Origin of the sequence: Streptomyces sp. CB03234, from assembly GCF_001905885.1 — a bacterium.
In the GTDB taxonomy this organism is placed as follows: Bacteria; Actinomycetota; Actinomycetes; order Streptomycetales; family Streptomycetaceae; genus Streptomyces.
Genome location: NZ_LIYH01000008.1, coordinates 81,214 through 103,700 on the forward strand (window position 1 = coordinate 81,214; position 22,487 = coordinate 103,700).

Genomic DNA, 22,487 nt, shown 5'->3' on the forward strand with positions numbered 1-22,487 from the left:
CCATGGATCTGCACGGCAAAGTCGCGGTCGTGACCGGCAGCGGACGGGGGCTCGGGCTCGGTTACGCCCGGGCACTGGCCGCCGCCGGAGCCTCGGTCGTCGTCAACGACGTCGACCGCGACTCGGTCGACGCCGCGGTCGCCGCCATCACCGCCGAGGGCGGCAAGGCCACCGGTGTGGTGGCCGCGGTCGGCGACACCACGGCGGCCGAGCAGCTGGTGGACACGGCGGTGCGGGAGTTCGGACGCCTGGACGTGCTCGTCACCAACGCCGGCATCCTCCGCGACCGCGTGCTGTGGAAGATGACGGACGAGGACTTCGACGCCGTGATCAAGGTGCACCTGCGCGGCACCTTCACCTGCGCCCGGGCGGCCGCGGTCCGGATGCGGGAGCAGGCGACCGGAGGCCGGATCGTCCTCATATCGTCGCCGGCCGGGCAGCGGGGCAACTTCGGCCAGACCAACTACGCCGCCGCCAAGGCCGGCATCGTCGCCATGGCGCGTACCTGGGCCATGGAGCTGGCCAGGGCCGGCATCACCGTCAACGCCGTCGTGCCGGTCGCGGCCACCGAGATGACCAAGACCATCCCGGCCTTCGCACCGGTCATCGCCGAAGCCGAGCGCACCGGCGAGCCGCTGCCGGACTGGCTGCGCAAGGACGAAGGCCTGGGCACGGTCGAGGACGTCGCCGCGCTGATCACCTTCCTGGCCTCCGACGCCGCCAAGGACGTCACCGGACAGGCCATCGGCATCGGCGGCGACCGGCTGGCCCTGTGGGCGCACCCCAAGGAGAAGGCGGTCGCCTTCGCCGACGGCGGCTGGAGCGCCGGCGCGATCGCGGCGCAGTGGTACGACGGCGTCGGCGCCGAGCCGGAGACCTACGGCATCCCGGCGCCCAAGGCACCGGAGGCCTGAGATGAGCGACCTCGCGCTCGACGTCACGCAGCTGACCGCCATCGACATGCACACCCACGCGGAGGTCTCCAAGGACGGCCACGGGTCCTTGAGCCCCGAGCTGCTCGGCGCCTCCGAGGAGTACTTCACGTCCCACGGCCACCGGCAGCCCACCATCGAGGAGATGGCCGCCCACTACCGCGAACGCCGCATGGCCGCCGTGGTGTTCACCGTGGACGCCGAACACGCCACCGGTCACCCGCGCATCTCCAACGAGGAGATCGCCGAGAGCTGCGCCGCCCACCCCGGCGTCCTCATTCCCTTCGCGAGCATCGACCCGCACAAGGGCCGGGCGGGAGTGCGCGAGGCCCGCCGCCTGGTGGAGGAGTACGGCGTACGCGGCTTCAAGTTCCACCCCAGCATCCAGGCCTTCTCGCCCGACGACCGGCTCGCCTACCCGCTGTACGAAGCCATCGAGGAGCTCGGCGTACCCGCGCTGTTCCACACCGGCCAGACCGGCATCGGCGCCGGTGTTCCCGGTGGCGGTGGCATCCGGCTGAAGTACTCCAACCCCATGCTCGTCGACGACGTCGCCGTGGACTTCCCGCAGCTGCGGATCATCCTGGCCCACCCGTCCTTCCCGTGGCAGGACGAGGCGCTGGCCGTCGCCACCCACAAGCCGTACGTCTACATCGACCTGTCCGGCTGGTCGCCGAAGTACTTCCCGCCGCAGCTGGTGCGGTACGCCAACTCCCTGCTCCAGGACAAGGTCCTCTTCGGCTCCGACTACCCCGTCATCACCCCCGACCGGTGGCTCGCCGACTTCGAGAAGCTCGACATCAAGCCGGAGGTCCGGCCGAAGATCCTGAAGGACAACGCCGCCCGCCTGCTCGGCCTCCTCAAGGACTGAAAGGGGTCGCCGTGTTGAACCAAGGCATCGGCTCCTGGCCGGCCCGCCGGGCCCGCAAGACCCCGGACCGGATCGCCGTCGTCCACGAGGGCCGTACGTGGACGTACCGGGAGCTGCACCAGCGGGTGCTGCGCCTGGCGCACGCCCTGCGCGCCCTGGGTACGGGCCGGGGCGACCGGGTCGCGTACCTGGGCCCCAACCACCCGGCCTTCCTGGAGACGCTGTTCGCGGCCGGTGTGCTCGGGGCGGTCTTCGTCCCGCTCAACACCCGGCTGGCGGCGCCGGAGCTGGCGTACAACCTCTCCGACTCGGGGAGCACCGTCCTGGTCCACGCGCAGGAGCCGGCCGGGGTCGCGGCCGCGGCCGCCGCGGAGGCGGGCGTGTGCCACCGCGTCGCCCTCGGGGATCCGGGGACCGGCGCCCTCGGCTACGAGGAGCTGCTCGCCGGCGGCGGGACGGAGCCGCTGGACGAGGCGGTCGCCCCGGACGACCCGTGCATGATCATGTACACCTCGGGAACCACCGGACGTCCCAAGGGCGCCGTCCTCTCCCATGCCAACATCGTCTGGAACAGCGTCAACGTCCTGGTCGACATCGACCTGGCCGGTGACGAGGTCACCCTGGTCGTCGCCCCGCTGTTCCACACCGCCGGGCTCAACATGACCTGTCTGCCGACGCTCCTCAAGGGCGGGCGCGTGGTGCTGCTCGGCGCGTTCGACGCCGACCGCGTCCTGGGGCTCGTCGAAGCCGAGCGCGTGACGTACATGTTCGGCGTTCCCACCATGTACGACGCCATGGCCGCCAGGCCCCGGTGGGCGGACACCGACCTGTCCAGCCTCCGCACCCTCAACTGCGGCGGCGCACCGGTCCCGGCCCGCACCATCGCCACGTACCTGGCGCGCGGCCTGGCCTTCAGCCAGGGCTACGGCATGACCGAGGCCTCCCCCGGGGTGCTCTACCTGGACCGGGAGCAGACCTCGGCCAAGGCAGGCTCCGCGGGCGTGCCGCACTTCTTCACCGACACCCGTGTGGTGCTGCCCGACGGCCGTGCCGCCGCACCGGGCGAGAGCGGCGAGATCCTCGTCTGCGGCCCCAACGTCATGTCCGGCTACTGGGGCCGGCCGGACGACACCGCGGACGCCTTCACCGAGGACGGCTGGCTGCGCACCGGCGACGTCGCCAGGACGGACGCGGACGGGTACGCCTACATCGTCGACCGGGTCAAGGACATGTTCGTCTCGGGCGGGGAGAACGTCTACCCGGCCGAGGTCGAGGACCTGATCCTGAGCCATCCCGCCGTCGCCGAATGCGCGGTCATCGGTGTCGCCGACGACGTCTGGGGCGAAGTGGGCCGCGCGGTCGTGGTCCTGAAGCCCGGATTCCGCGCCGCCGACGCACCCGACGTCCTCGGCCACCTGCACGGCAGGCTCGCCAAGTACAAGATCCCCAAGTCGGTCGTCTTCGCCGGCGCCCTTCCCCGTACGGCCTCCGGAAAGATCATCAAGCCCGCCCTGCGCGCCGCCTACGCCGACGGTCCCAGCGACCCGGCGCACCCCTGAAAGGAACCCCATGCCCACCACAGCCCATGGCCTCGACCAGCTCACCTCCCTGAGCGGCGCCGACCTCGGCCGCACCGCCTGGCGGGAGATCACCCAGGAGCGGGTGAACACCTTCGCCGACGCCACCGATGACCACCAGTGGATCCACACCGACCCGGAGAAGGCCAAGGAGGGCCCCTTCGGCGGGCCCATCGCCCACGGCTACCTGACCCTGTCGCTGATCATCCCGCTCTTCAACGAACTGCTGCGGATCACCGGGATCTCCATGAGCGTCAACTACGGCCTGGACAAGGTCCGCTTCCCCAGCCCCGTGCCGGTCGGCGCCAGGGTCCGCCTGCACGGCGCCGTCGGTACGGTCGAGGAGGTCAAGGGCAACGGCGTACAGATGCCACTGACCTTCACAGTGGAGGTCGAGGGCAGCGACAAGCCCGCCTGCGTGGCCCAGGCGGTCTACCGCCACTACGCCTGACGCCTCCTCGGCTTCCCCTACGCGGACGGCTCGTCCGGGTGGGCCTCGGTCTTCAGCGACCACGAGCTGCCCGGACACCCGAACGGCAGGGGCGGGAAGCGGTGACCCTTCACATCCGTGCTCCAGTGGTGCCCCGCGCCGCAGTCGCACTCGTAGATCCCGCTGGCGGGAACGATCTCGCCGGGATGCCACCACGTCTTCTCCTCGCTCATGTCCCCTGTCTACGACGATGCTCCCCGCTCCGCGACCCGGGAGCATCAGTCGGCTGCCCCCGTGACCGGCGCTCGGGCCTGACGCGTGCCGCCCGTGCCGTAACGGATGGCGCTAGGGACGCATGCGGGTGGGGTGAGAAGGGCACGCGGTCGTCATGGCCGGTGACTCGGACGACGACAGGCTGGACCGGAGCCCCGGGGCGAGCGGGCACCGCGCGGTGCCGCACACGGCCGACGTGCGCGTCGAGGCGTGGGGCGGGAGCCGTGAGCAGTGCCTGGTGGAGGCGGTGCTCGGGATGGTCGAGTGCTTCGCGGACGTCTCGGGGGTGCGGGCGACCGCCGTACGGCAGGTGCAGGTGGCCGAGGGCAGCGACGACGACCTGCTGGCGGCGCTGCTGGACGAGGTCGTCTTCCGGCTGGAGGTGCACGGCGACGTGCCGGTGGACGTCGAGGTGGAGACGGTGGACGGCGGGCTGGACGTACGGATGGCGGTGACGGACGTACGGTCCGTGCCGATCACCGGCGCCGTGCCCAAGGCCGTGTCGTGGCACGAGCTGCACCTGGCGCCGGATCCGTACGGATGGTCGTGCGCGGTGACGGTCGACGTCTGACCGACGTCCGGGAACAGCTAGCCCTTGACCACGCCGAGCGGGACCAGGCGGGCCACCTTGCGGCACAGTCCCGCGCCCTCGCTCGCCTCCACCACCGCGGTGACGTCCTTGTACGCCTCCGGGGTCTCCTCGGCCAGCCCCCGCCACGACACCGGCCGTACCGCGATGCCGTCCGCCTCCAGCCGGGCCCGCAGCTGCTTGCCGCCGATGGTGCGGGCCGCCTGGTGGCGGCTCATCACACGGCCCGCCCCGTGGCAGGTGGAGTGGAAGGCGTCGCCGCCGGGGACGCCGGTGAGGACGTACGAGGCGGTGCCCATGGTGCCGGGGATGAGCACCGGCTGGCCCACGGCGCGCAGGTCCGCTGGCAGCTCCGGGTGGCCGGGCGGGAACGCCCGGGTGGCGCCCTTGCGGTGGACGCACAGCCGGCGCGGCCGGCCGTCGACCGGGTGCGTCTCGACCTTGGCGAGGTTGTGGGACACGTCGTACACGAGCGTGAGCCGGGCTTCGGCCTCGCGGCGGAAGACCCGGCGGGCCGCCTGGGCGAGCAACTGGCGGTTGGCGCGGCCGTAGTTGGCCGCCGCCGCCATCGCGCCCAGGTACGCGCGGCCCTCGGGCGAGTCGACCGGGGTGCAGGCCAGTTGCCGGTCCGGTACGCCGATCCCGTACCGGGCCATGGCCTTGTCCATCGCCCGGACGTGGTCCGAGCAGATCTGGTGCCCGAGCCCGCGCGACCCGCAGTGGATCATCACGCACACCTGGTCGGCGGCGAGCCCGAACGCGGCGGCCACGGCCTCGTCGTAGACCTCGGCGACCCGCTGGACCTCCAGGAAGTGGTTTCCCGAGCCGAGGCTGCCGACCTGGCCGAGCCCCCGCTCGCGCGCCCGCTCGTTGACCTGGTCCACGTCCGCGTCGGGGACGGCCCCGCCGTCCTCGCAGCGCCGCAGGTCGCGTTCCTCGCCGTGGCCCTCCTCCACCGCGTACCGGGAGCCTCCCTGGAGGACCCGTTCCAGCTCACGGCTGCTCAGCCGCCAGACGCCACCCGGTCCGGCGCCGCGCGGGATCACCTGGCCGAGGCCGTCCATGAGCGGGTGCAGCACCGGATCCAGCGCCCGCCGGTCGCAGTCGGCGGCCAGCAGCCGTACCCCGCAGGAGATGTCGAAGCCGACACCGCCGGGCGAGACGACACCGCCCTCGTCGATGGCGGTGGCCGCGACTCCCCCGATGGGGAAGCCGTAGCCCCAGTGGATGTCGGGCATGGCGTACGAGGCGCTCACGATGCCCGGCAGCGTCGCCACGTTGACGACCTGCTCCAGCGACTTCTCCGCGTCCCGCAGCAACGCCCGGGACGCGAACACCACGCCCGGCACCCGCATGTCTCCCCGGCGGCCGATACGGAACCGGTAGGGGCCCTCTTCGACGTACTCCATCGCGGCCTCCTGAGGCAGCGCAGCGTCGCTGTCCGCGTTTCCCGCACCGCCCGGCATAAACCGCCGTGTCACCCCGCCGGTGTCGCCGCCGGTGACAGGTAGCCGCGCAGGCCGGTGCGGTGGCCCAGGTCGGGGAGCCGGTGGACGCGCCAGTGGCGGGCGTAGGGCGGGATGCCGCCCAGGTCGGAGACCAGGACCGCGACCGGCCGGCGCAGGCCCAGGGCGGCGAGGCCCTGGGGCGTGATGCTGCCGTCGTGGCCCGAGGGCTGGCGGGAGGCGCACCCGGCGCGGAACGCCACCCGGATCGCGTCCTCGCCGCTGACCACACAGGGCGGGCGGACGCCCTGCGCGCGCAGCTCGGCGGCGACACGGCCGAGGGTGACGCTGTCGCGGCGTACCCGGTCGGCCACGCCGTCGAGCACCCGGTACTGCACCGCCAGGTGCGCGACGGCCGCCAGGGCCATCAGGGCGACGGCCGTGCGGCGCCCGGCCGCCCGGACCAGGCACTGGGCGACGGGCAGGGCCAGCAGGGCGTACGCGGGCAGCAGGAAGCGCGGGGCGGCGTACCCGACGGTGAAGAGGTAGGGCGTGGCGAGCACCAGGCCGGTCACGGTCGCCAGGACGACCGGGGCACGGTGGCGGGTACTGGCGGCTGCCCACACGCCGCCCGCCACGAGCAGGGGCAGCGCGAGGAACCAGACGGCGGCGAGCGGATGCCGCCAGGGCACGTCGCAGGGGCGGCACAGCGTCCGCCCGCCGAGGGCCCGCGCATGGTCGTCGACGGCGAAGTACCAGCCGAGGTGGCCCTGGATCTCGCTGGCGCGCCGCAGCCTCGCGGGAAGGCCGCCGTAGTGCGCGTACGCCTCGGCGACCCAGGGGGCGCAGCCGAGCACCAGACCGGCCGCGAGCACGGCCACCACCGCCAGGGGCCGGCGGCGGGCCGGCCGCGTGAACGGCGCCGCCACCGCGAGGGGCAGGGCCAGCCACACCGCGTCGGTCGGGCGCATCACCGCGGCGAGTGCCACGCCGGCGCCCAGGCCGGGCAGGGCCCACCGGTCGCCGGGGTCCCGCGCGGCGCGCAGGAAGAACCCGGCCGCGGCGAGCGCCCCGTAGGCGACCCACAGGTTCGGCATCGCCTGCGGGCCGTAGAACAACGTGACCCACAGGGTCGCGAACAGCGCCCCGCCGACCGCGAGCACCGGTACCGGCAGCAGCCGCCGCCACACCCACAGCGCGAGGAACAGGCCGCAGCCCGACAGCAGGGCCAGGTAGACGCGGAGCGCCTCCATGGACGTGGTCAGCGCCGCGACGGGCGCCACCAGGAAGCTGATGCCCCGCGCCCGGGGCGCGCTGAAGAACGCCGCCGGGGCCTGGGGGCTCACCTGGCTGACGTACACGGTCTCGTCCCAGCCGAGCCCGAGACCGGGTACGACCAGGACGAGCTGGGCGAGCGTGAAGGCGGCGGCGACGGCGGCCAGCCAGGGCAGCGGGCGCGCGGCCGTTCCGGCGGCGGGCTGGTAGCCCTCGTCCCGCGTCACGAGCGCAGCGCCCTCCCGTGAGCCTGCGATCAACCGTGCTTCCTGCATGGCCCGGCCTCACTCGTCGTGTCCTGTGGCAGTACGACGGTGGCGGTCCCTCCCACCACCGTCCCCCACCACGCTGCGGGCCGACCGCGCACCGCGCACCGCGCAGGCGCGTCAGTCGGCCCAACGGCCGGGCCCGGACGGGTGACCGGGGCCGGCGGTTCAGCCGCTTGCCGGGAGCAGGGGGTGTGCCGTGGCCGGGGAGGGGGCGCAGAGGGTGAAGGCCGTTTCCAGGCGGGTCGCCCTGAGGATCTTGTCCACGGCGGGTGAAGGCGCGTGGAGCAGGAGCCGGACGTCTTCGGCGGCGGCCTGTCGACGGGCCCAGAGCAGGACGCGCAGGCCGGAGCAGTCCAGGAAGGTGACGCCGGACAGGTCGAGGAGGACGGTGTGCGAGCGGTCCAGCGCGGTGCGCAGTCGGCTGCGAAGCTCCTCGCCGGTGACGATGTCGAGTTCGCCGGACACGGTCAGGACGGCGTCGCCGCCGGGGTCTGTGGTGACGGAGGTGTGGAATGGGTCAGGCATCGCCGGATGCCCCCTTCCGTTGCCGGAAGCCGCGTGAAGCCGCGCGAAGCCGCCTGCACGCCCGTCGACCAATAGGAAAACGCCGCACCGGTCGCGCTGTCCACCGCCGGGGCCCGGGAGTCGGGAATCGGCCGTGCCTTCACGGATTTTTCCCGTGGGGAGAGACTGGCTGAGGGAGGTGTCCGATGCTCCCTCTGGCGTCTGCTTTCGTGGAAGGTCACGCCGCCGGCATGGCCGCCGTCACCGTCGCGTACGAACGGCAGGGTGACGGCGAGCCGCTGGTCCTGTTGCACGGGGTCGGCGACGACCGGCGGGTGTGGGGGGCCGTGGCGCCGCTGATCACCGGGCGGGAGACGATCGCCATGGATCTTCCGGGCTTCGGGCAGTCGCCCGACCTGGACCCGGCGGTGCCGCGCGACCTGGACGCGGCGGTTGCCTGGATGGGTGCGCTGTTCGCCGCGCTGGGGGTGGAGCGGCCGCATGTGGCGGGCCATTCGCTGGGCGGGCTGATCGCGTTGCGTCTGGCGCAGGCGGGGCGGGTGCGCAGTGTGACGGCGCTGGCCCCGGCGGGGTTCTGGAACGGCGCCGAGCGGAGGTACGCGTACGCGGTGCTGGCCTTGGCCCGGCAGAGCGCGGCGTGCAAGGCCGCCCTCCGGGCGGGGCGGACGTCGAGGTTGTTCAGCGGTGACATCCGTGATGTGCCGGTCACCATCGCGTGGGGCACGCGCGACCCTCTTCTGCCGCCGTGGCAGGCGGCGCGGGCCAAGGCCATGATCCCCGGGGCCCGGCTGGTGCCGCTGCCCGGCTGCGGCCATGTGCCGATGGCCGACGCTCCGGAACTGGTCGCCCGCGTCCTGCGGGACGCGAGCCGTGGTGCCCCGGCGGGGACCGACCGGACGGGCCGGACCGGCCGCACCGACCGCACCGACCGCACCGACCGCACCCCGGCCGGGTGAGAGGGATCCTCCTGGGGAGGCCGCTGTGGAGTGGTTCACGGAGGGCGACTACTGGCTGGGCAGGCTGATCTTCCAGCGTGGCCTGGCCGCCGTGTACCTCGTCGCCTTCTTGAGCAGCCTCCTGCAGTTCCGGGCGCTCATCGGCGAGCGCGGGCTGCTGCCGGTGCCACGGTTCGTCGCGTCCGTGCCCTTCCGGCGCTCGCCCAGCGTTTTCCACCTCCACTACTCCGACCGGTTCTTCGCGGGGGTCGCGTGGACGGGGGTGGCGCTCTCCGCCGCCGTGGCGGCGGGTGCGGCCGACCGCGTACCGCTGTGGGCCTCGATGCTGATGTGGGCGCTGCTGTGGGTGCTGTACCTGTCGATCGTCAATGCCGGGCAGACGTGGTACGCGTTCATGTGGGAGTCGTTGCTGCTGGAGGCCGGCTTCCTGGCGATCTTCCTGGGGAACGAGCGCACGGCGCCGCCGGTCCTGGTGCTGTTCCTGTTGCGCTGGCTGCTGTTCCGTCTGGAGTTCGGCGCCGGGCTGATCAAATTGCGCGGCGATCCGTGCTGGCGCGACCTGACCTGCCTGTACTACCACCACGAGACCCAGCCGATGCCGGGCCCGTTCAGCTGGTTCTTCCACCACCTGCCGAGGCCCCTGCACCGGGTGGAGACCGCCGCCAACCACGTCGCACAGCTGGGTGCCCCGGTGCTGCTGTTCGCGCCGCAGCCGGTCGCGAGCGTGGCCGCCGGCGTCATCGTGGTGACACAGCTCTGGCTCGTGGCATCGGGGAACTTCGCGTGGCTCAACTGGCTGGCCGTCCTCCTGGCGGTGACCGCGATCGACGGGGCGCGGGCCGCCGAGGTGCTGCCACTGCCCGAGCCGCCCGCCTTCGCCGCCACACCGGCCTGGTACGCGGGCACGGTGGTCGCCGTCACCGCGCTGGTGGCCGTTCTGAGCTACTGGCCGGCCCGCAATCTGCTCTCCCGCCACCAGCTGATGAACTACTCCTTCAACCCCCTTCACCTGGTCAACACCTACGGCGCCTTCGGCAGCGTCGGCCGGACGCGCCACGAGGTGGTGATCGAAGGCACCGACGAGCCGGAGATCACCGACGACACGGTGTGGAAGGAGTACCGCTTCAAGGGCAAACCGGGTGACGTGGGCCGCGTGCCGCCGCAAATCGCCCCGTACCACCTGCGGCTGGACTGGCTGATGTGGTTCGCCGCGATCTCGCCGGCGTACGCGGTCCCCTGGTTCGCGGCGCTGCTCGTCAAGCTCCTCGACAACGACCCGGTCGTCCTCGGGCTCCTGCGCGGCAACCCCTTCGCCGGCTCCCCGCCGACGTACCTCCGCGTCCGCCTCTACCGCTACCGCTTCACCGACCGGCACGAACGGCGGCGCACCCGCGCCTGGTGGCACCGCACGCTCGTGGGCGACTACGTCCCCCCGGTCACGAAGGCGCTCTGACGTACGCGGGGCGTGCGGCGGCGGGGCCGGTGCGCGTCCCGGCGCGCTCAGCCCAGGCGCTCGCGCGGGACCAGGGGCCGCAGGTGGCGCATCGTCTGCGCCGGGTCGGGGTCGGACACCGCCAAGCGGCTGAAGGGTGCCCGCCGGCGCAGCTCGACGCACAGGACGGGCCTGCCCGACCGGACGGCCACGAAGTCGGTCTCGTCGCCGAAGTGCCGGACGCCCACGCACCGCCGCGCGGGGATCCAGACGCCCTTGCCGCACCGACCCCGCAGCGCCCGCCACCAGTCGGGTTCGATCCGGACCCGGGCGCAGCGCGGAGACCGGAACCCGTACCTGTCGGCGGCGTGCGGCCAGTTTCTCCCACCAGGACAGGCGGACGACGATGTCGCTGCCCTCCAGCACCACGCGTGCCATGACCTCTCCTCCGGCTGCATGCACTTACTGGGATAAAAGTTGAGTCCCCACTTGTCAAGTTGTCTGGTGTGAGTTATATAAGAGCCGTCGCGAGACGCCCGTCGCGGCGGCGCTCGACGACACCCCGACGACACGAGGAGGCGATGACTCGATGCTGATGCGGACGGATCCCTTCCGTGAGCTGGACCGACTCACTCAGCAGCTCTTCAACGGTGCGCAGCGTCCTTCGGCGATGCCCATGGACGCCTGGCGCGAAGACGGCTCCGTCTGGGTCACGTTCGACCTGCCGGGCGTCGACCCCGGCTCCGTGGACCTGAGCGTCGAGCGGGACGTGCTGACCGTTCAGGCCGAACGCAAGCCGGTGACCGGCCGGGAGGGCGCCGAACTGGTGATCTCGGAGCGGCCGACCGGCACGTTCACCCGCCAGGTGTTCCTCGGCGAGACCCTGGACACGGAGAAGATCGAGGCGACGTACGACGCGGGTGTGCTGACCCTGCGCATCCCGGTCGCCGAGCAGGCCAGGCCGCGCAAGATCGAGATCAGCAGCGGCGGCCGCAAGGAGCTGGGGTCCTGACTCACCGGTGAGCGCCCCCGCCCGGGGCGCTCACCGTGCGGCTCCGCGGCGTACGCACACCCATGTACACCCGACGCGAAGGGAGACCACTGTGGCTGCACTGACCTGGCTGGCGATACCACTGATGGCCGGCCTTGGCGCAAGCATCTGGGCCTGGTACGTATCGCGCCCGCACCCCATGGACGTATGGACCGACGTGGAGCACCACGACCGGATCCGGGCCGCCTTCGGGCGCATGGCACCCGAGCCGGGGCTGAGCGGGGCTGAGCGGGGCTGAGGGGCGGCGCCGCCCCTCGCGCGGCTCCCGCACCACCGGTCACGCCAGTGGTCGCGCGGACACGGCGGGGGTGGTGCTGCCGGGCGGCGCCGGGGACTCGTTCGACGACGCGTTGAGGATCGCCGTCAGGAGCAGCCCCACAAGGGCGATGACGACCAGGATCAGCAGGGTCCTCCTGTGCCGGTTCCGCTCAGGGGCGAGCGGTTCGCTTCCCTGGCCCTCGCGCCTTTGGCGCGCCTCCTGCCCCTCGGAGAACTGTTCGTTGAGCGTGTTCATGCGGGCGGCGAGCTCGGGGTCGTCGCTGGTGAGCCTGCGCTCTATCTGCGCCAGGATGCGCCCTTCCGACTCGTGTTCCATGACGCCACCTGCTTCACGGGAAGGATTCGCGCGGGAGAAGCCACTCGTATACGTACGTATTCTCCCCCATCGAACGTTTCATCCGTACCGGTCATCCGTACCGGCCCTTCTCCAGGCGGCGGGGAGGGGTGCCGGCGAGTCGCGCCAGGAGCGGCCCCGCGATGGCGAGGACGAAGACGTACGCGGTGACCAGTGGGGCGAGGTCGTCGTTGACCGTGCCGACCAGGCCGATGATGACGATGGAGAACTCGCCGCGCACGATGAGTGCCGTCCCGGCGCGCAGCCGGCCCCGGCGGCCCACTTGGTCCCGGGAGGCGGCGTACTGGCCGGTGAGGAGTTTGGTTGCGGCCGTGACCGCGGCCAGGGCCATGGCGGCCGGCAGGAGCGGCACCAACTCGTCCGGGCCGACCGACAGCCCGATGGCCAGGAAGAAGATCGCCGAGAACAGGTCCCGCAGGGGGCTGAGCACCGCCCGGGCCCGGTCGGCGGTCTCGCCGGTGAGGGAGAGGCCGACGAGGAACGCGGCCACCGCCGCGGTGGCATGGACGAGTTCGGCGAGCGCGGCGACGATCAGGGTGAGGCCGAGGACCCGCAGCATCAGCTGCTCGGCGTCGGGGTGCGACAGCAGCCGGCCCAGGTGATGACCCCACCGGTAGGAGGCGGCGAAGGCCGCCAGCACCGCACCGACCGCCGCGAGGACCCCGAGCACGGCCTGCCACCAGGGGCCGCCGGAGGCGAGGACGGCCAGCAGGGGCAGGTAGGCGGCCATGGCGAAGTCCTCCATGACCAGCACGGACAGGATCGCCGGGGTCTCGCGGTTGCCCAGTCGTCGCAGGTCGGCCAGGAGCCGGGCGACCATGCCCGAGGAGGAGACGTACGTAGCGCCCGCCAGGGCCAGGATGCCGACACCGTCCAGGCCGAGGAGCCATCCGGCCACCGCGCCCGGCACCGCGTTCAGGACGAGGTCCACCAGGGCGGAGGGCACGTGCCGGCGCATGCTGACCGTGAACTCGGTGAGGGAGAACTGCAGCCCCAGGGTGAGCAGGAGCAGGACGACCCCGATGGCGGCCCCGGTCTCCACGAACTCGCCGGCGGCCGGGACGGGCGCGATCCCGCCCTCGCCCAGGGCGAGGCCCGCGAGCAGGTAGAGCGGGACCGGCGAGAACGTGAAGCGGCGCGCCACGGCACCCAGCACGCTGAGGGCGGTGAGGATGAGGCCGAGCTCCAGCAGCAGCGTGACGGGAGTACGCACACTCAGCCCTGGACGATCCGGTCCACGCCGGCGATTCCGTCACGGGTCCCGATCACGACCAGGACGTCACCGGCCCGGAGCCGTTCGTCCGGCGTCGGCGACGCGATCACGTCCTCACCACGGACGATCGCCACGACGGAGGCACCCGTCCGGGTCCTTGCCCTGGTACGTCCCAGCGGCCGACCCGCGTACGGGCTGGAGGACCGGACCTCGACCTGGCCGGACAGCAGTCCGGGCACCTCCTTGGTGAGGTCGGCGAAGCGTTCCGCGATGCGCGGAGCCCCCAGGATCTCGGCGACCGCGTCCGCCTCCTCGCTGTTGAGCCGCACCACGGGACGGCCCTCGTCGGGGTCGCCGCCCACGTAGACGACCAGCTCGAAGTCACCGGTCCGGCCCGCGACGATGCCGATCCGGACCCCCTCGTGGTTGGTGAACTCGTACCGGATCCCCACCCCGGGCAGGAGTACCTCGGTGACGTCCATGCGCTCATCATCACCGGTGCGCGAGGCCCGGCCCCGGTACGCACGTCCCAGGCGTGTCAGCGTCCGGGACTCAGCCCGTGGTGACCTTGGCCGCGAAGGCGTCCAGGTTGGCCTCCATACGGGCGATGCGCTCCTCCAGGGTGAGGGACTCCTCATAGCGCCCGGAGCGCAGCTTCGGCTGCCGCTTGCCGCGCACGTACAACGGGCAGGCGAGGTCGGAGCAGAGGTAGATCCCGACCGTGTTGCCCTCGCGGCCCCGCGCACCTGCCAGCGGCGCGGCGAGCAGGGTCACTCCGGAAGAGGCGTGTCCGGTCAGGCATATCTGGCAGAGGCTGGACTTCACGGCACTGGTACGGCTCACGGCCGGGACGCGCAGGGTGATGCCCACCGGACCGTCGGCACGGGGCAGCACGAGGTGGGCCCGCAGCGGAGCCCCCGGATCCACCCACCCCAGGAAGTCCAGGTCCTCCCACGGAAGGCCGGCGAAGTCGGACGGCAGTCTGAGCCGGGCCGCCTCCCCCTTGGTGCAGTTGACGAACGACGAGCGGATCTGTTTCTCACTGAGCGGTTCCACGGGCACCGACCCTACGGAGGGGCCGGTCACGCCGCACGTCAATATTCGGGGGGGGCCGCTCCGGGTGTGGGTAGGGTGCGGTCGTGAGCGGTACGCGCCCGGTCCATGTGAGCCGGGGTCAGGTTCTGGCCCACCGGGTGGCGGTCCACGGCTTCGACCGCTCCTCGCCCGACCCCGGCGTACTCGCCCTGGGGGCGCAGGACACACCGTACGGCTCCGCCCGGCTGGCGCTGGCCGCGCGGGGCGCGTCCCCCGACGGGCTGGAGCTCGTCTGGTCGTTCCGTGGCGCGCCGCATCTGCACCGGCGCGGTGGTCTGCCCGCGCTCGCCGCGGCCCTGTGGCCGGTGGACGACGCCGACGCGACGGCGCGGATCGACACGGCGGTGATCAGGGAGGGGGCGCGGCTCGGTGTCGCGGCCTTCCGGGTCACCGCCGAGGCGTTCCGCGAGGTGGTGACCGCGCCGATGAGCAAGGGCGAGGTCAGTACGGCGGTCAGCGCCGCCGTACCGGAGTCGCTGACCTACTGGTGTGAGCGGTGCGGCGCCCAGCACATCTCCGGGCTGCTCTTCCAGCAGGCCGGGCTCTTCGGGGCGATCGGGGTCGTGCCGGAAGGGGCAGGGACGGTACTCGCGCCGCTGGCCGAGGGGTTTCCCGTGCCGGCCGAGGCGTCCGGGACGAGCGAGCTGGTCCGCGCCTATCTGCGGTTCCTGGGCCCCGCCGGCCCCGCCGAGGTGGCGAAGTTCCTCGGCACCAGGCCGGCCGGGGTGAGAGCGGTGTGGCCGGACGACCTGGCCGAGGTGTCGCTGGAGGGCAGGAGGGCGTGGCTGCCCGCCGCCGGCCTGGACGCGCTGCTGTCGGCCCGGAGCCGCGGACTCGTGCGGCTGCTGCCGCCGGGCGACCCGTACCTGCAGGCACGCGACCGGACGTTGCTGGTGCCGGACAAGGGGCGGGAGAAGGAGATCTGGCGGGCCGTCGGAGGCCCGGGCGCGCTGCTGGTCGGTTCGGAGATCGCCGGCACCTGGCGCGCCAGGGCCGCCGGCCGCAAGGTCGACCTGACGGTCACGCCCTTCGGACGGCTGTCCTCCGCCGTCCGCGAGCAGGTGGAGGCCGAAGCCGCCACAGTGGCTTCGGCGCGCGGCGCGGTGGAGGCCCGGCTGCACATCGCCTGACCGGGCCGGGCCCCGCATGACGCGCGCGTGGTGTCCCCGGGGCCACGCCGCCGGAGCACCACGCGCGTTGTGGTCGTGTCGGTGTCCGCCTCGCGTCAGGCGGAGACGATGTTCTCCGCCTGGGGCCCCTTGCGGCCCTCGGTGACGTCGAAGGACACCTTCTGACCCTCCGTCAGCTCACGGTAACCGGCGCCGGTGATGTGGGAGTAGTGGGCGAAGACGTCCGGCCCGCCGCCGTCCTGCGCGATGAAGCCGAAGCCCTTCTCGCTGTTGAACCACTTGACCGTTCCAGTAGCCATTCCGGCCTCCTATGCCTGAAATGGCCCGCACCGTGCGGGCCCGGAGAGTGCGGGCCCGACATGGGGTGTGACAGCACAAACGCCCGTGATCGCGATCACGGGCGCACACTTCGGAACCACGACTTCTCTGTTCCCGACCGTACCCGAACAGTGCTCGTCCTGCTACGCGGCGCACACCCGCCGGGCGTGTGTCGGTCCGGGCTCGCGTGGCGTCGGAGGTCCACCGGGGGCACGCTGGGAAGAGGATCCGTACCGCATCCATGCCCCCGGAAGCCGAGCGTGCGCATCGAGGAGGTGGCTTCCCCATGACGGAGCCGACCGGTTCGACGAAGAGCATGTCCGAATCCCGTGGCGCCGACCCGGCGACGCGGGGCAGGACGACCATCGCGGACGGGGTGGTGGTGAAGATCGCCGGGATGGCGGCCGGAGAGGTGGACGGCATTCATTCCCTGGGCGGCGGGCTCGCCCGCACCATGGGAGCGGTGCGCGACCGCGTTCCCGGCGGGCGCGCGAGCGTCACACGCGGCGTCAAGGTGGAGGTCGGGGAGCGCCAGGCCGCCATCGACCTGGAAGTCGTCGTCGAGTACGGCCTGGCCATCGCGGACGTGGCCGGTGATGTCCGGGAGAACGTCATCGAGGCGGTCGAGCGTATGACGGGCCTGGAGGTGGTCGAGGTGAACATCTCCGTCGACGACGTCCACCTGCCCGACGAGCAGGACGAAGAGGCGGCCGAAGGGCGCGTGCGATAGGCCCGTGCGAGGTCGTGCGACATGCCCCGGGCACGGGCGGACGGCAGCCGTCGGCCGATGACGCGTCACCCATGGCAGACGGCTGCCGCCTGTCCCGACCGGCCCGCTACATCGGGTCGATGTCCTCGCGTGTCATGCCACGCTCCTGCTCGCTCTGCTCCTTGAGCCGGCGAGCCTTCTCCCTCAGCCGCTGCCGGTCCTGCGGGTCGGTGGCGCGTTCCGCCGCCTGCTCCAACTCCTGCGCCTTGGCGCGCATCTGGAGGACTCGACTGCTGGGTTCGTCCGCAATGCTCACGATGGTCCTGCTTTCCGTCCGGTACGTCTGCCACATCTGAATGTGGCCGCCCAAGCCGGGCCACATCAGACAAACAGAACCTCCCCCTGCGCGCATCCCGGACCATCACCCACGGTTACGGGCGCGTGCCGCGTCTTGTCGGGGGTAACGGGATCGCAAGCGGACGACCTGACTTGGGAGCTGGTGATGGCGCGAACCGACCTGCGCGACGACGCGGTGAGGGAAAGGCGGGGCGCGTCCCGCTGGGGCCGGGCGGTGGTCATGCTGCTGGCCTTCGCGGGGATGGTGGCTTTCGCGGTGGTGCTGGCCCGGCTGACCCTGGAACCCTCGGCCGCCTCCGAGCCGATGACGCACACCAATCTGCGGCCCGGGGACTCCATCCGCGACTATCTCGCCCAGCCCGCTTTCCGGGACACCGTCAAGCAGCTCGGCGGCAACGTCGTGCTGGGCGTCCCGTTCGGCGTGCTGCTGCCGGTGCTCGTGCCGCGCGCTCGCGGGCTGCTGCGGGTGGCGGTGGTCACCGCGCTGGTGATGACGCTGGTCGAACTCGTCCAGGGCGCCCTCATCACCGGACGGGCCTTCGACGTCGACGACGTCCTGCTCAACACGACGGGCGCCCTGCTGGGCTATCTGCTGATCGGCCGCCGGCTCGGCAGGGCCGTGCACCCCCGGCGCCGCCACTGGTGGCACCGCTTCACCGGACGGACGCCGACGACTCCGGCCGGGCAGTAGCGACGGCCACGAAAGAACGCGGGCGCATGCGCGACGAGCGTAAGGGCCGTGCCGGAGGGATCCGGCACGGCCCTTACGCTCCCGGGACCACGCCTCAGAAGAACGCCGCGTCCCCTCCGAAGCTCACCGCGAGGTGGTACGCCTGGGCCGCGTTCACGCAGTTGATGTGGGCCAGGGGTGTGACGTAGGTGTCCTGGCAGACACGCTCCATCTCGGTCCTGAACCGGCTGTCGATCCAGTTCTTCGTCTCGCGGGTCGGGCTGAGCTTCAGCTCGTGGTTGGCACCGTAGTTGCGGTACCCGAAGTCGTGCTGGACGCAGGCGGGGCGGAACACTTGGCTGTACGGGGCGTAGCCGGCGGGTACGGAGCAGCCGTCGGTGGTCCAGTTGAACGGCTCGATGCGCGGCGTCCTGGCGAACTCCCGGTAGGTGAGGTTCATGATCCGGTCCGCCTGCTCGCGCACCGTGGGTTCGGCGACGGCGGCGACGGTGGTGCCGGCAGAGGCGACAACGCCGCTCAGAGCGGTGGTGATAGCGAACGCGAGCGCGGCGGCGGTGGTCGAGAGCTTCCTGCGCATCGGGCCTCCAGGTAGTCAGTCATGGGCGGAGAGGTCCCGCCCATGACTGCAAACGATCAGCCGGGTGCGAGGTTGCTGAAGGTCCCCTGCACGGGGAGCGGAACGCCGGTCGGCACGCTGCGCGGTGCCGGACACGGCGTCGTGGCGGAGTCGTGGCGGAGTCGCGGCGGAGCGGGACGCGCCGCGCGCGCTCAGATGCGCCAGCCGCGAATGCGGTCCGCCGCCTGGTAGACGGTGGCCTTGGCCGCCTGGATGTCGCGCACCAGGTCCACCAGGGCCCCGTACGGCGCGTCGATCCCCTCGCCGGAGGCGTGCATGTAGGCGACGGCGACCTGACAGGCGTACAGCGAGTTGCGGTGCGGCAGCGGCTGGAGGCGTACGAGGGTGTGCAGGAGGGCGGCCGCGCGCCAGGCGGGGTCGGGTTCGGCCGTGGTGGGGCGCGGGATGCGCGTCTTGTGGCGGGCGACGGCCGCGACGAGGGCGGAGTAGTCCGCGACGCTGACGTCTTCGGGTACCGCCTGCTCCTGGACGTCCAGGAGCCAGGGAACGTCGATGTAGAGCACCATCAGGCGGCCGCGCCTCCCCGGCGGCCGTCGGCCTGGGGAAGCTCGTCGGGGAAGGCCTCGTCGAACTCGGCGCGGTGCGCCTCGCCCCAGGAGACGGCGTAGCGGACGAACTGACGCCGCTGACGTTCACGCAGGGGCAGGTCGTGGACGTACTGCTTGAGGGACTTGCCTTCGGCGGCCGCCGCGGCGCGGACCTCCTCCAGCTCCTCGTCGGTGAAGGTGATGTTCAAGGACGGCATACCTGCGATGGTACCTAGTTGGTACCTGGCCGGCCAGGGGACGCCCGCGCTCGCCATGGCGTGGAGGGTGTCCCGGTCAGTCGTCCAGAACGGCGAGGTCGAGGTGACCCAGCCGCGCGGGGCCATCACCAGGCCGGCCGTACCGTCGAGCAGGGCGGGTCGGTGAACCTGGCCCGGCTCATGGCGGCCATCGCGCCCTCGGCCACGGGACGGGCACCGCGGACGACGACGGGCTCGGGGGTGGGGACGACGGCCGGGTCGGCCCGGAGCACCACGTCGGGGTGGAGGAGTGCCACGAGCCCCTCGAAGTCGCCGCCGCGGGTGGCGGCCAGGAAGGCGTCGACGACACGCCGGCGGCGCGCCAGGTCGGTTGCGTGGGGTTCCGGGGTGCCGCCCTTGATCCGGCGGCGGGCGCGGCTCGCGAGTTGTCGTGCCGCGGCCGGGGACCGCTCGGTCATGGCGTCTCCAGGGGCTGCTCGCCCCGCGTCCGCCGGCTGCGGAGCATGTTCAGGCAGACCCGTGCCACCACGGTGGTCAGCCATCCGGTGAGGTTCTCGACGCCTCCTGTGCCGGCGCGACTGGCGCGCAGCCAGGCGTCCTGCAGCGCGTCGTCGGCCTCGCTGAGCGAGCCGAGCATCCGGTAGGCCACCGCTCTCAGGTGGGCCCGGTCCTCTCCGAAGCGCGCCAGCAGCACGGCCTGTTCGTCCATCGGTGCCCCCGCTCCCCCGCATCCCCCGTGATCCCGGCACATTCAACCAGGCCCGCCGCCTGAAGACGCCTCCGCGTCAGGCGGGGTGACCCGGCGACAGGTCCGCGACGTCGCTGAGGACGACCAGCGGCGGGCGCCCCGGCGCCGGTGGGGAGGTCTCGACGGGGTCCAGGAGGAAGCCCACGTGGTCCCCGCCGTCGGCCCGGCTGTGGACACGGCCGACGAACCAGACGCAGGCGTCGGACAGGACCGGTACCCCGCCGTGGCGGGGCTCCCAGGCGACCTGCCGGAACTTGTCGGTCTCGTCGCCGGTCTCGCCGCCGAAGAGCCGGGCGAGGGCGGCCTGTTCGCGGTGGAGGAGGTGGACGCCCAGGTGGGTGGCGTGGCGTGCCACCCGGTAGGTGCGGTTGGCCGTGGAGAGCCATACGGCGAAGCGGGGTGGCCGGATCGAGCACTGGGAGGCGAATCCGACCAGGCAGCCGGCCCGCTCGTCGCCGGCCGCGGCTGTCACGACGTACATCGGACAGTCGAGCTGATCGCTGAACGCATCGAGTTCGGACACAGGACGACCCTAACGTGCCTTCCCGTGGGCCGGGCTGGGCCGGGACGGGCCGGGCTCGCGACGCCGTTGCGGCGGGCGAGCCCGGAGGCCTGCGGGTGTCAGCGCACCCAGACGTTGATGACGGGCGATACGACCCGCTTGCGGCTGTCGACGAGGCGCAGCTTGTTGTGGCCCTTCAGGCCGAGCACGACGCGCATGCTGTAGGTGGAGCGGGACGTGGTGTTCATCGAGGCGGGGAGCGACACCCAGCGCCTGCCCTGCTTCTGCTGGAGGGTGACCTTGCTGCCCGGCCGCAGGCTCTTGACGACGCCGCGGATGCGGAACTGCTGCCACGCCCGCACGCTCTTCATCGTGGCGTTGGCCGACGCGGTCGTGAGTGCGGTGCTGGACGCCGCGGGCTTGCTGGGCGCGGAGGACGGGGACGAGACCGCCACGGCGGTTCCGACCGAGCCGGCGATCAGTGCGGCGGCGGAGATGCCGGCGCCCCAGGTACGTGCGAACTGACCCATTGTTATGTCTCCCAAGCGTAGGGGGGTGGCTTCAGCGGGCTCACCTTAAGCACGTGGGACGATAACCGGATTATTCGACACGAAAGAGATAATCCATCCAGCGTCAACCCCAGTTCTGGGAGTAGTGCGCGCGGAGGTGGTCGCGGTCGGCGCGCTCGGCGAGGAGCCACCGGACGGCGAGCAGCCCGAGCAGGCTCACGCCGATGACCCCGAGGCCCGGGACGAGCTCGCGCGCACTCACGATCCCGGTGACCGTCCGCTGCCCCGTGCCGCCGCCCGGTGGGGCGACGGCCTGGGCGGGCGGCGCGGCGGCGGCGGGGGACGGAGGTGCCGAGGGCGGCGTGGTCGGGGCGGCGACGGTGCTCCGGTCGGCGGCGAGGCGCCCGTCGATGACCCGTACGCCCAGGGCGGTCAGCGCCGAGGTCACCGGCTGGAAGAACGTCATGCCTCCCTCCGTGCAGTCGCCGTTGCCGCCCGAGGTCACTCCCAGCGCGAGGCCTTCCGCGAGGAGCGGGCCACCGCTGTCCCCGGGCTCGGCGCAGACCGTGGTCGCGATCAGCCCGGTCACCGTGCCCTCGCGGTAGTTCACCGTGGCGTTCAACGCGGTCACCCGTCCCGACCGGAGTCCCGTGGTGCTGCCGCTGCGGAAGACCTGCTGGCCGACGACGGGGTCGGCCGCGCCGATGACGGGCACGCTCCGGCCCTCGCCGATGTCCACGGCGTTGGTCCCGTCGAAGGCGTCGCGGTCGTCGTACCGGACGAGGGAGAAGTCCTTGCCGGGGAAGCTGCGGGCGACGGTGGTGCCGATCTGCCCGTCGAGACCCTGGCTGCCGCTGAACCAGCGGGTGCCCTCGGGGCCGCAATGCCCGGCCGTCAGGATGAAGTTGTCCCGGCCGTCGGTGACGTTGAAGCCCACGGAGCAGCGGCCGGTTCCGTTGAAGATGGGGACCGCGCCATTGACCCTGGTGGTGAACTCGCCCTCGGTCCGCCGCATATGGACGAAGTCTCCCGCCCGGTGGGCGACGTCGGACATGCGCGACCAGTCGGCGGCGGAGACGGTACGGTCCGCGTACACCTTCACCTCGTTGGCGGCGTAGTCCACCACCCAGGCGGTGCCGGGCACCCTGGGAGCCCGCCGCAGGGTCTCGGTCGCCGAGCTGAGGTCCTCCATGCTGTGCCGCTTCACCTCGGCCCGCGCTCCCGCGCGCCGCACTTCGGCGGCCGTGGCGTCGTCGGTCACCGCGACGACCGGGCGGCCGTCCGCCCCGATCCAGCTACCGGCGGTACGCGACGTACCCAGCCGCGCGACGAGATCCGCCGCCGGATCGGCGGACGGGGTGACACCGTCGACGGCCGTACGGCCGTCCGACGTCGGCGTCTCCCCCGCCACCGCCTGCGACACCATCAGCCCGCCGCAGAGCAGCCCGCCGACGGCCGCCAGTCTGATGGCCCGCCGGAGGGTGCGCCGCCCGTGCTTCATCCATGGCCCCCAATGCCGTACCGGTGCGAAAGAGAAGGTCGACCCTCCATACGTGCCGTCGCACCGTTCGGTT

29 protein-coding genes and 1 pseudogene are annotated in these 22,487 nt (G+C 72.5%); 12 read left to right on the plus strand and 18 right to left on the minus strand.

The window, feature by feature from the left end; all coding sequences use genetic code 11:
* Positions 1-2: 2 nt before the first annotated feature.
* The 4 genes from AMK26_RS31140 to AMK26_RS31155 are packed head-to-tail and all read left to right on the plus strand — an operon-like array spanning position 3 to position 3,831.
* Positions 3-914: an SDR family oxidoreductase gene (locus AMK26_RS31140; RefSeq protein ID WP_073758827.1), complete on the plus strand. Its 912-nt coding sequence runs from the start codon at positions 3-5 to the stop codon at positions 912-914.
* Between the two features lies 1 nt (position 915).
* A complete protein-coding gene (locus AMK26_RS31145) occupies positions 916-1,803 on the plus strand; it encodes an amidohydrolase family protein (protein ID WP_073758828.1) in 888 nt (295 codons plus the stop codon).
* Between the two features lie 11 nt (positions 1,804-1,814).
* Positions 1,815-3,362: an acyl-CoA synthetase gene (locus AMK26_RS31150; RefSeq protein WP_073758829.1), complete on the plus strand. Its 1,548-nt coding sequence runs from the start codon at positions 1,815-1,817 to the stop codon at positions 3,360-3,362.
* Between the two features lie 10 nt (positions 3,363-3,372).
* Positions 3,373-3,831: a MaoC family dehydratase gene (locus AMK26_RS31155; RefSeq protein ID WP_073758830.1), complete on the plus strand. Its 459-nt coding sequence runs from the start codon at positions 3,373-3,375 to the stop codon at positions 3,829-3,831.
* 17 nt (positions 3,832-3,848) lie between these two features.
* Here AMK26_RS31155 and AMK26_RS31160 read toward each other — a convergent pair whose 3' ends face one another.
* Positions 3,849-4,043, minus strand: a complete 195-nt coding sequence (locus AMK26_RS31160) for a hypothetical protein (RefSeq protein WP_073758831.1) — start codon at positions 4,041-4,043, stop codon at positions 3,849-3,851.
* A 155-nt stretch (positions 4,044-4,198) separates the two neighbouring features.
* On the opposite strand from AMK26_RS31160, the gene AMK26_RS31165 reads away from it, so the two are divergent.
* Positions 4,199-4,654, plus strand: a complete 456-nt coding sequence (locus AMK26_RS31165) for an archease (protein WP_073758832.1) — start codon at positions 4,199-4,201, stop codon at positions 4,652-4,654.
* 17 nt (positions 4,655-4,671) lie between these two features.
* Here the strand turns inward: AMK26_RS31165 and AMK26_RS31170 are convergent, their stop codons facing one another.
* The 3 genes from AMK26_RS31170 to AMK26_RS31180 all read right to left on the minus strand — a co-directional run bounded on the left by AMK26_RS31170 (position 4,672) and on the right by AMK26_RS31180 (position 8,186).
* Positions 4,672-6,081, minus strand: a complete 1,410-nt coding sequence (locus AMK26_RS31170; protein WP_073758833.1) for an RtcB family protein — start codon at positions 6,079-6,081, stop codon at positions 4,672-4,674.
* A gap of 68 nt (positions 6,082-6,149) precedes the next feature.
* Positions 6,150-7,667 carry a hypothetical protein gene (locus AMK26_RS31175; RefSeq protein WP_073758834.1) on the minus strand — a complete coding sequence of 506 codons (1,518 nt, stop codon included), beginning with the start codon at positions 7,665-7,667 and terminating at the stop codon, positions 6,150-6,152.
* 159 nt (positions 7,668-7,826) lie between these two features.
* Positions 7,827-8,186, minus strand: coding sequence for an STAS domain-containing protein (locus AMK26_RS31180; RefSeq protein WP_073758835.1), 360 nt, complete (start codon positions 8,184-8,186; stop codon positions 7,827-7,829).
* Between the two features lie 185 nt (positions 8,187-8,371).
* Between AMK26_RS31180 and AMK26_RS31185 the strand changes: the two genes are divergently transcribed.
* Positions 8,372-9,142, plus strand: a complete 771-nt coding sequence (locus AMK26_RS31185; RefSeq protein WP_079277897.1) for an alpha/beta fold hydrolase — start codon at positions 8,372-8,374, stop codon at positions 9,140-9,142.
* Positions 9,143-9,167: 25 nt separating this feature from the next.
* Positions 9,168-10,595 (plus strand): lipase maturation factor family protein, encoded by a 1,428-nt coding sequence (locus tag AMK26_RS31190; RefSeq protein ID WP_073758837.1) that lies wholly within the window; start codon positions 9,168-9,170, stop codon positions 10,593-10,595.
* A gap of 47 nt (positions 10,596-10,642) precedes the next feature.
* Here AMK26_RS31190 and AMK26_RS38160 read toward each other — a convergent pair whose 3' ends face one another.
* Entirely contained in the window at positions 10,643-10,822 is a 180-nt protein-coding gene (locus tag AMK26_RS38160) for a hypothetical protein (protein WP_241838149.1), read from the minus strand.
* A 341-nt stretch (positions 10,823-11,163) separates the two neighbouring features.
* On the opposite strand from AMK26_RS38160, the gene AMK26_RS31200 reads away from it, so the two are divergent.
* Complete coding sequence (locus AMK26_RS31200) at positions 11,164-11,586, plus strand: Hsp20/alpha crystallin family protein (RefSeq protein ID WP_073758838.1); 423 nt, start codon at positions 11,164-11,166, stop codon at positions 11,584-11,586.
* Positions 11,587-11,677: 91 nt separating this feature from the next.
* Positions 11,678-11,863, plus strand: a complete 186-nt coding sequence (locus tag AMK26_RS31205) for a hypothetical protein (RefSeq protein ID WP_073758839.1) — start codon at positions 11,678-11,680, stop codon at positions 11,861-11,863.
* Between the two features lie 39 nt (positions 11,864-11,902).
* Here the strand turns inward: AMK26_RS31205 and AMK26_RS31210 are convergent, their stop codons facing one another.
* From AMK26_RS31210 to AMK26_RS31225, 4 genes are all read right to left on the minus strand, one after another.
* Positions 11,903-12,220 (minus strand): DUF3040 domain-containing protein, encoded by a 318-nt coding sequence (locus AMK26_RS31210; protein ID WP_073758840.1) that lies wholly within the window; start codon positions 12,218-12,220, stop codon positions 11,903-11,905.
* A gap of 91 nt (positions 12,221-12,311) precedes the next feature.
* A complete protein-coding gene (locus AMK26_RS31215; protein ID WP_073758841.1) occupies positions 12,312-13,472 on the minus strand; it encodes a cation:proton antiporter in 1,161 nt (386 codons plus the stop codon).
* Positions 13,473-13,474: 2 nt separating this feature from the next.
* On the minus strand, positions 13,475-13,954 hold the full coding sequence (locus AMK26_RS31220; protein WP_073758842.1) for a cation:proton antiporter regulatory subunit: 480 nt from the start codon (positions 13,952-13,954) through the stop codon (positions 13,475-13,477).
* A gap of 70 nt (positions 13,955-14,024) precedes the next feature.
* Entirely contained in the window at positions 14,025-14,528 is a 504-nt protein-coding gene (locus AMK26_RS31225) for an FBP domain-containing protein (RefSeq protein ID WP_073759329.1), read from the minus strand.
* An 83-nt stretch (positions 14,529-14,611) separates the two neighbouring features.
* Between AMK26_RS31225 and AMK26_RS31230 the strand changes: the two genes are divergently transcribed.
* A complete protein-coding gene (locus AMK26_RS31230) occupies positions 14,612-15,697 on the plus strand; it encodes a DNA glycosylase AlkZ-like family protein (RefSeq protein WP_073758843.1) in 1,086 nt (361 codons plus the stop codon).
* Positions 15,698-15,792: 95 nt separating this feature from the next.
* Here AMK26_RS31230 and AMK26_RS31235 read toward each other — a convergent pair whose 3' ends face one another.
* A complete protein-coding gene (locus AMK26_RS31235; RefSeq protein ID WP_073758844.1) occupies positions 15,793-15,996 on the minus strand; it encodes a cold-shock protein in 204 nt (67 codons plus the stop codon).
* Between the two features lie 305 nt (positions 15,997-16,301).
* Between AMK26_RS31235 and AMK26_RS31240 the strand changes: the two genes are divergently transcribed.
* Complete coding sequence (locus AMK26_RS31240; protein ID WP_073758845.1) at positions 16,302-16,745, plus strand: Asp23/Gls24 family envelope stress response protein; 444 nt, start codon at positions 16,302-16,304, stop codon at positions 16,743-16,745.
* 106 nt (positions 16,746-16,851) lie between these two features.
* On the opposite strand, the gene AMK26_RS31245 is transcribed toward AMK26_RS31240, so the two are convergent.
* Positions 16,852-17,040 carry a DUF6381 family protein gene (locus AMK26_RS31245; protein WP_073759331.1) on the minus strand — a complete coding sequence of 63 codons (189 nt, stop codon included), beginning with the start codon at positions 17,038-17,040 and terminating at the stop codon, positions 16,852-16,854.
* Between the two features lie 186 nt (positions 17,041-17,226).
* On the opposite strand from AMK26_RS31245, the gene AMK26_RS31250 reads away from it, so the two are divergent.
* Positions 17,227-17,772 (plus strand): VanZ family protein, encoded by a 546-nt coding sequence (locus AMK26_RS31250; RefSeq protein WP_241838151.1) that lies wholly within the window; start codon positions 17,227-17,229, stop codon positions 17,770-17,772.
* 94 nt (positions 17,773-17,866) lie between these two features.
* Here AMK26_RS31250 and AMK26_RS31255 read toward each other — a convergent pair whose 3' ends face one another.
* The 7 genes and pseudogenes from AMK26_RS31255 to AMK26_RS31290 form a co-directional block, all read right to left on the minus strand.
* Complete coding sequence (locus tag AMK26_RS31255; protein WP_073758846.1) at positions 17,867-18,349, minus strand: phospholipase A2; 483 nt, start codon at positions 18,347-18,349, stop codon at positions 17,867-17,869.
* 191 nt (positions 18,350-18,540) lie between these two features.
* Complete coding sequence (locus tag AMK26_RS31260) at positions 18,541-18,915, minus strand: toxin Doc (RefSeq protein ID WP_073758847.1); 375 nt, start codon at positions 18,913-18,915, stop codon at positions 18,541-18,543.
* On the minus strand, positions 18,915-19,154 hold the full coding sequence (locus AMK26_RS31265) for a hypothetical protein (RefSeq protein ID WP_073758848.1): 240 nt from the start codon (positions 19,152-19,154) through the stop codon (positions 18,915-18,917). Before AMK26_RS31265 ends, AMK26_RS31260 begins: the two co-directional genes overlap by 1 nt.
* A gap of 111 nt (positions 19,155-19,265) precedes the next feature.
* Positions 19,266-19,863, minus strand: a pseudogene (locus AMK26_RS35920) (sigma factor); the annotation flags it as partial.
* Positions 19,864-19,939: 76 nt separating this feature from the next.
* A complete protein-coding gene (locus AMK26_RS31280; RefSeq protein ID WP_073758851.1) occupies positions 19,940-20,425 on the minus strand; it encodes a flavin reductase family protein in 486 nt (161 codons plus the stop codon).
* A gap of 98 nt (positions 20,426-20,523) precedes the next feature.
* A complete protein-coding gene (locus tag AMK26_RS31285; protein ID WP_073758852.1) occupies positions 20,524-20,934 on the minus strand; it encodes a hypothetical protein in 411 nt (136 codons plus the stop codon).
* Positions 20,935-21,037: 103 nt separating this feature from the next.
* Positions 21,038-22,414, minus strand: a complete 1,377-nt coding sequence (locus AMK26_RS31290; RefSeq protein ID WP_073758853.1) for a S1 family peptidase — start codon at positions 22,412-22,414, stop codon at positions 21,038-21,040.
* Positions 22,415-22,487 lie beyond the last annotated feature (73 nt).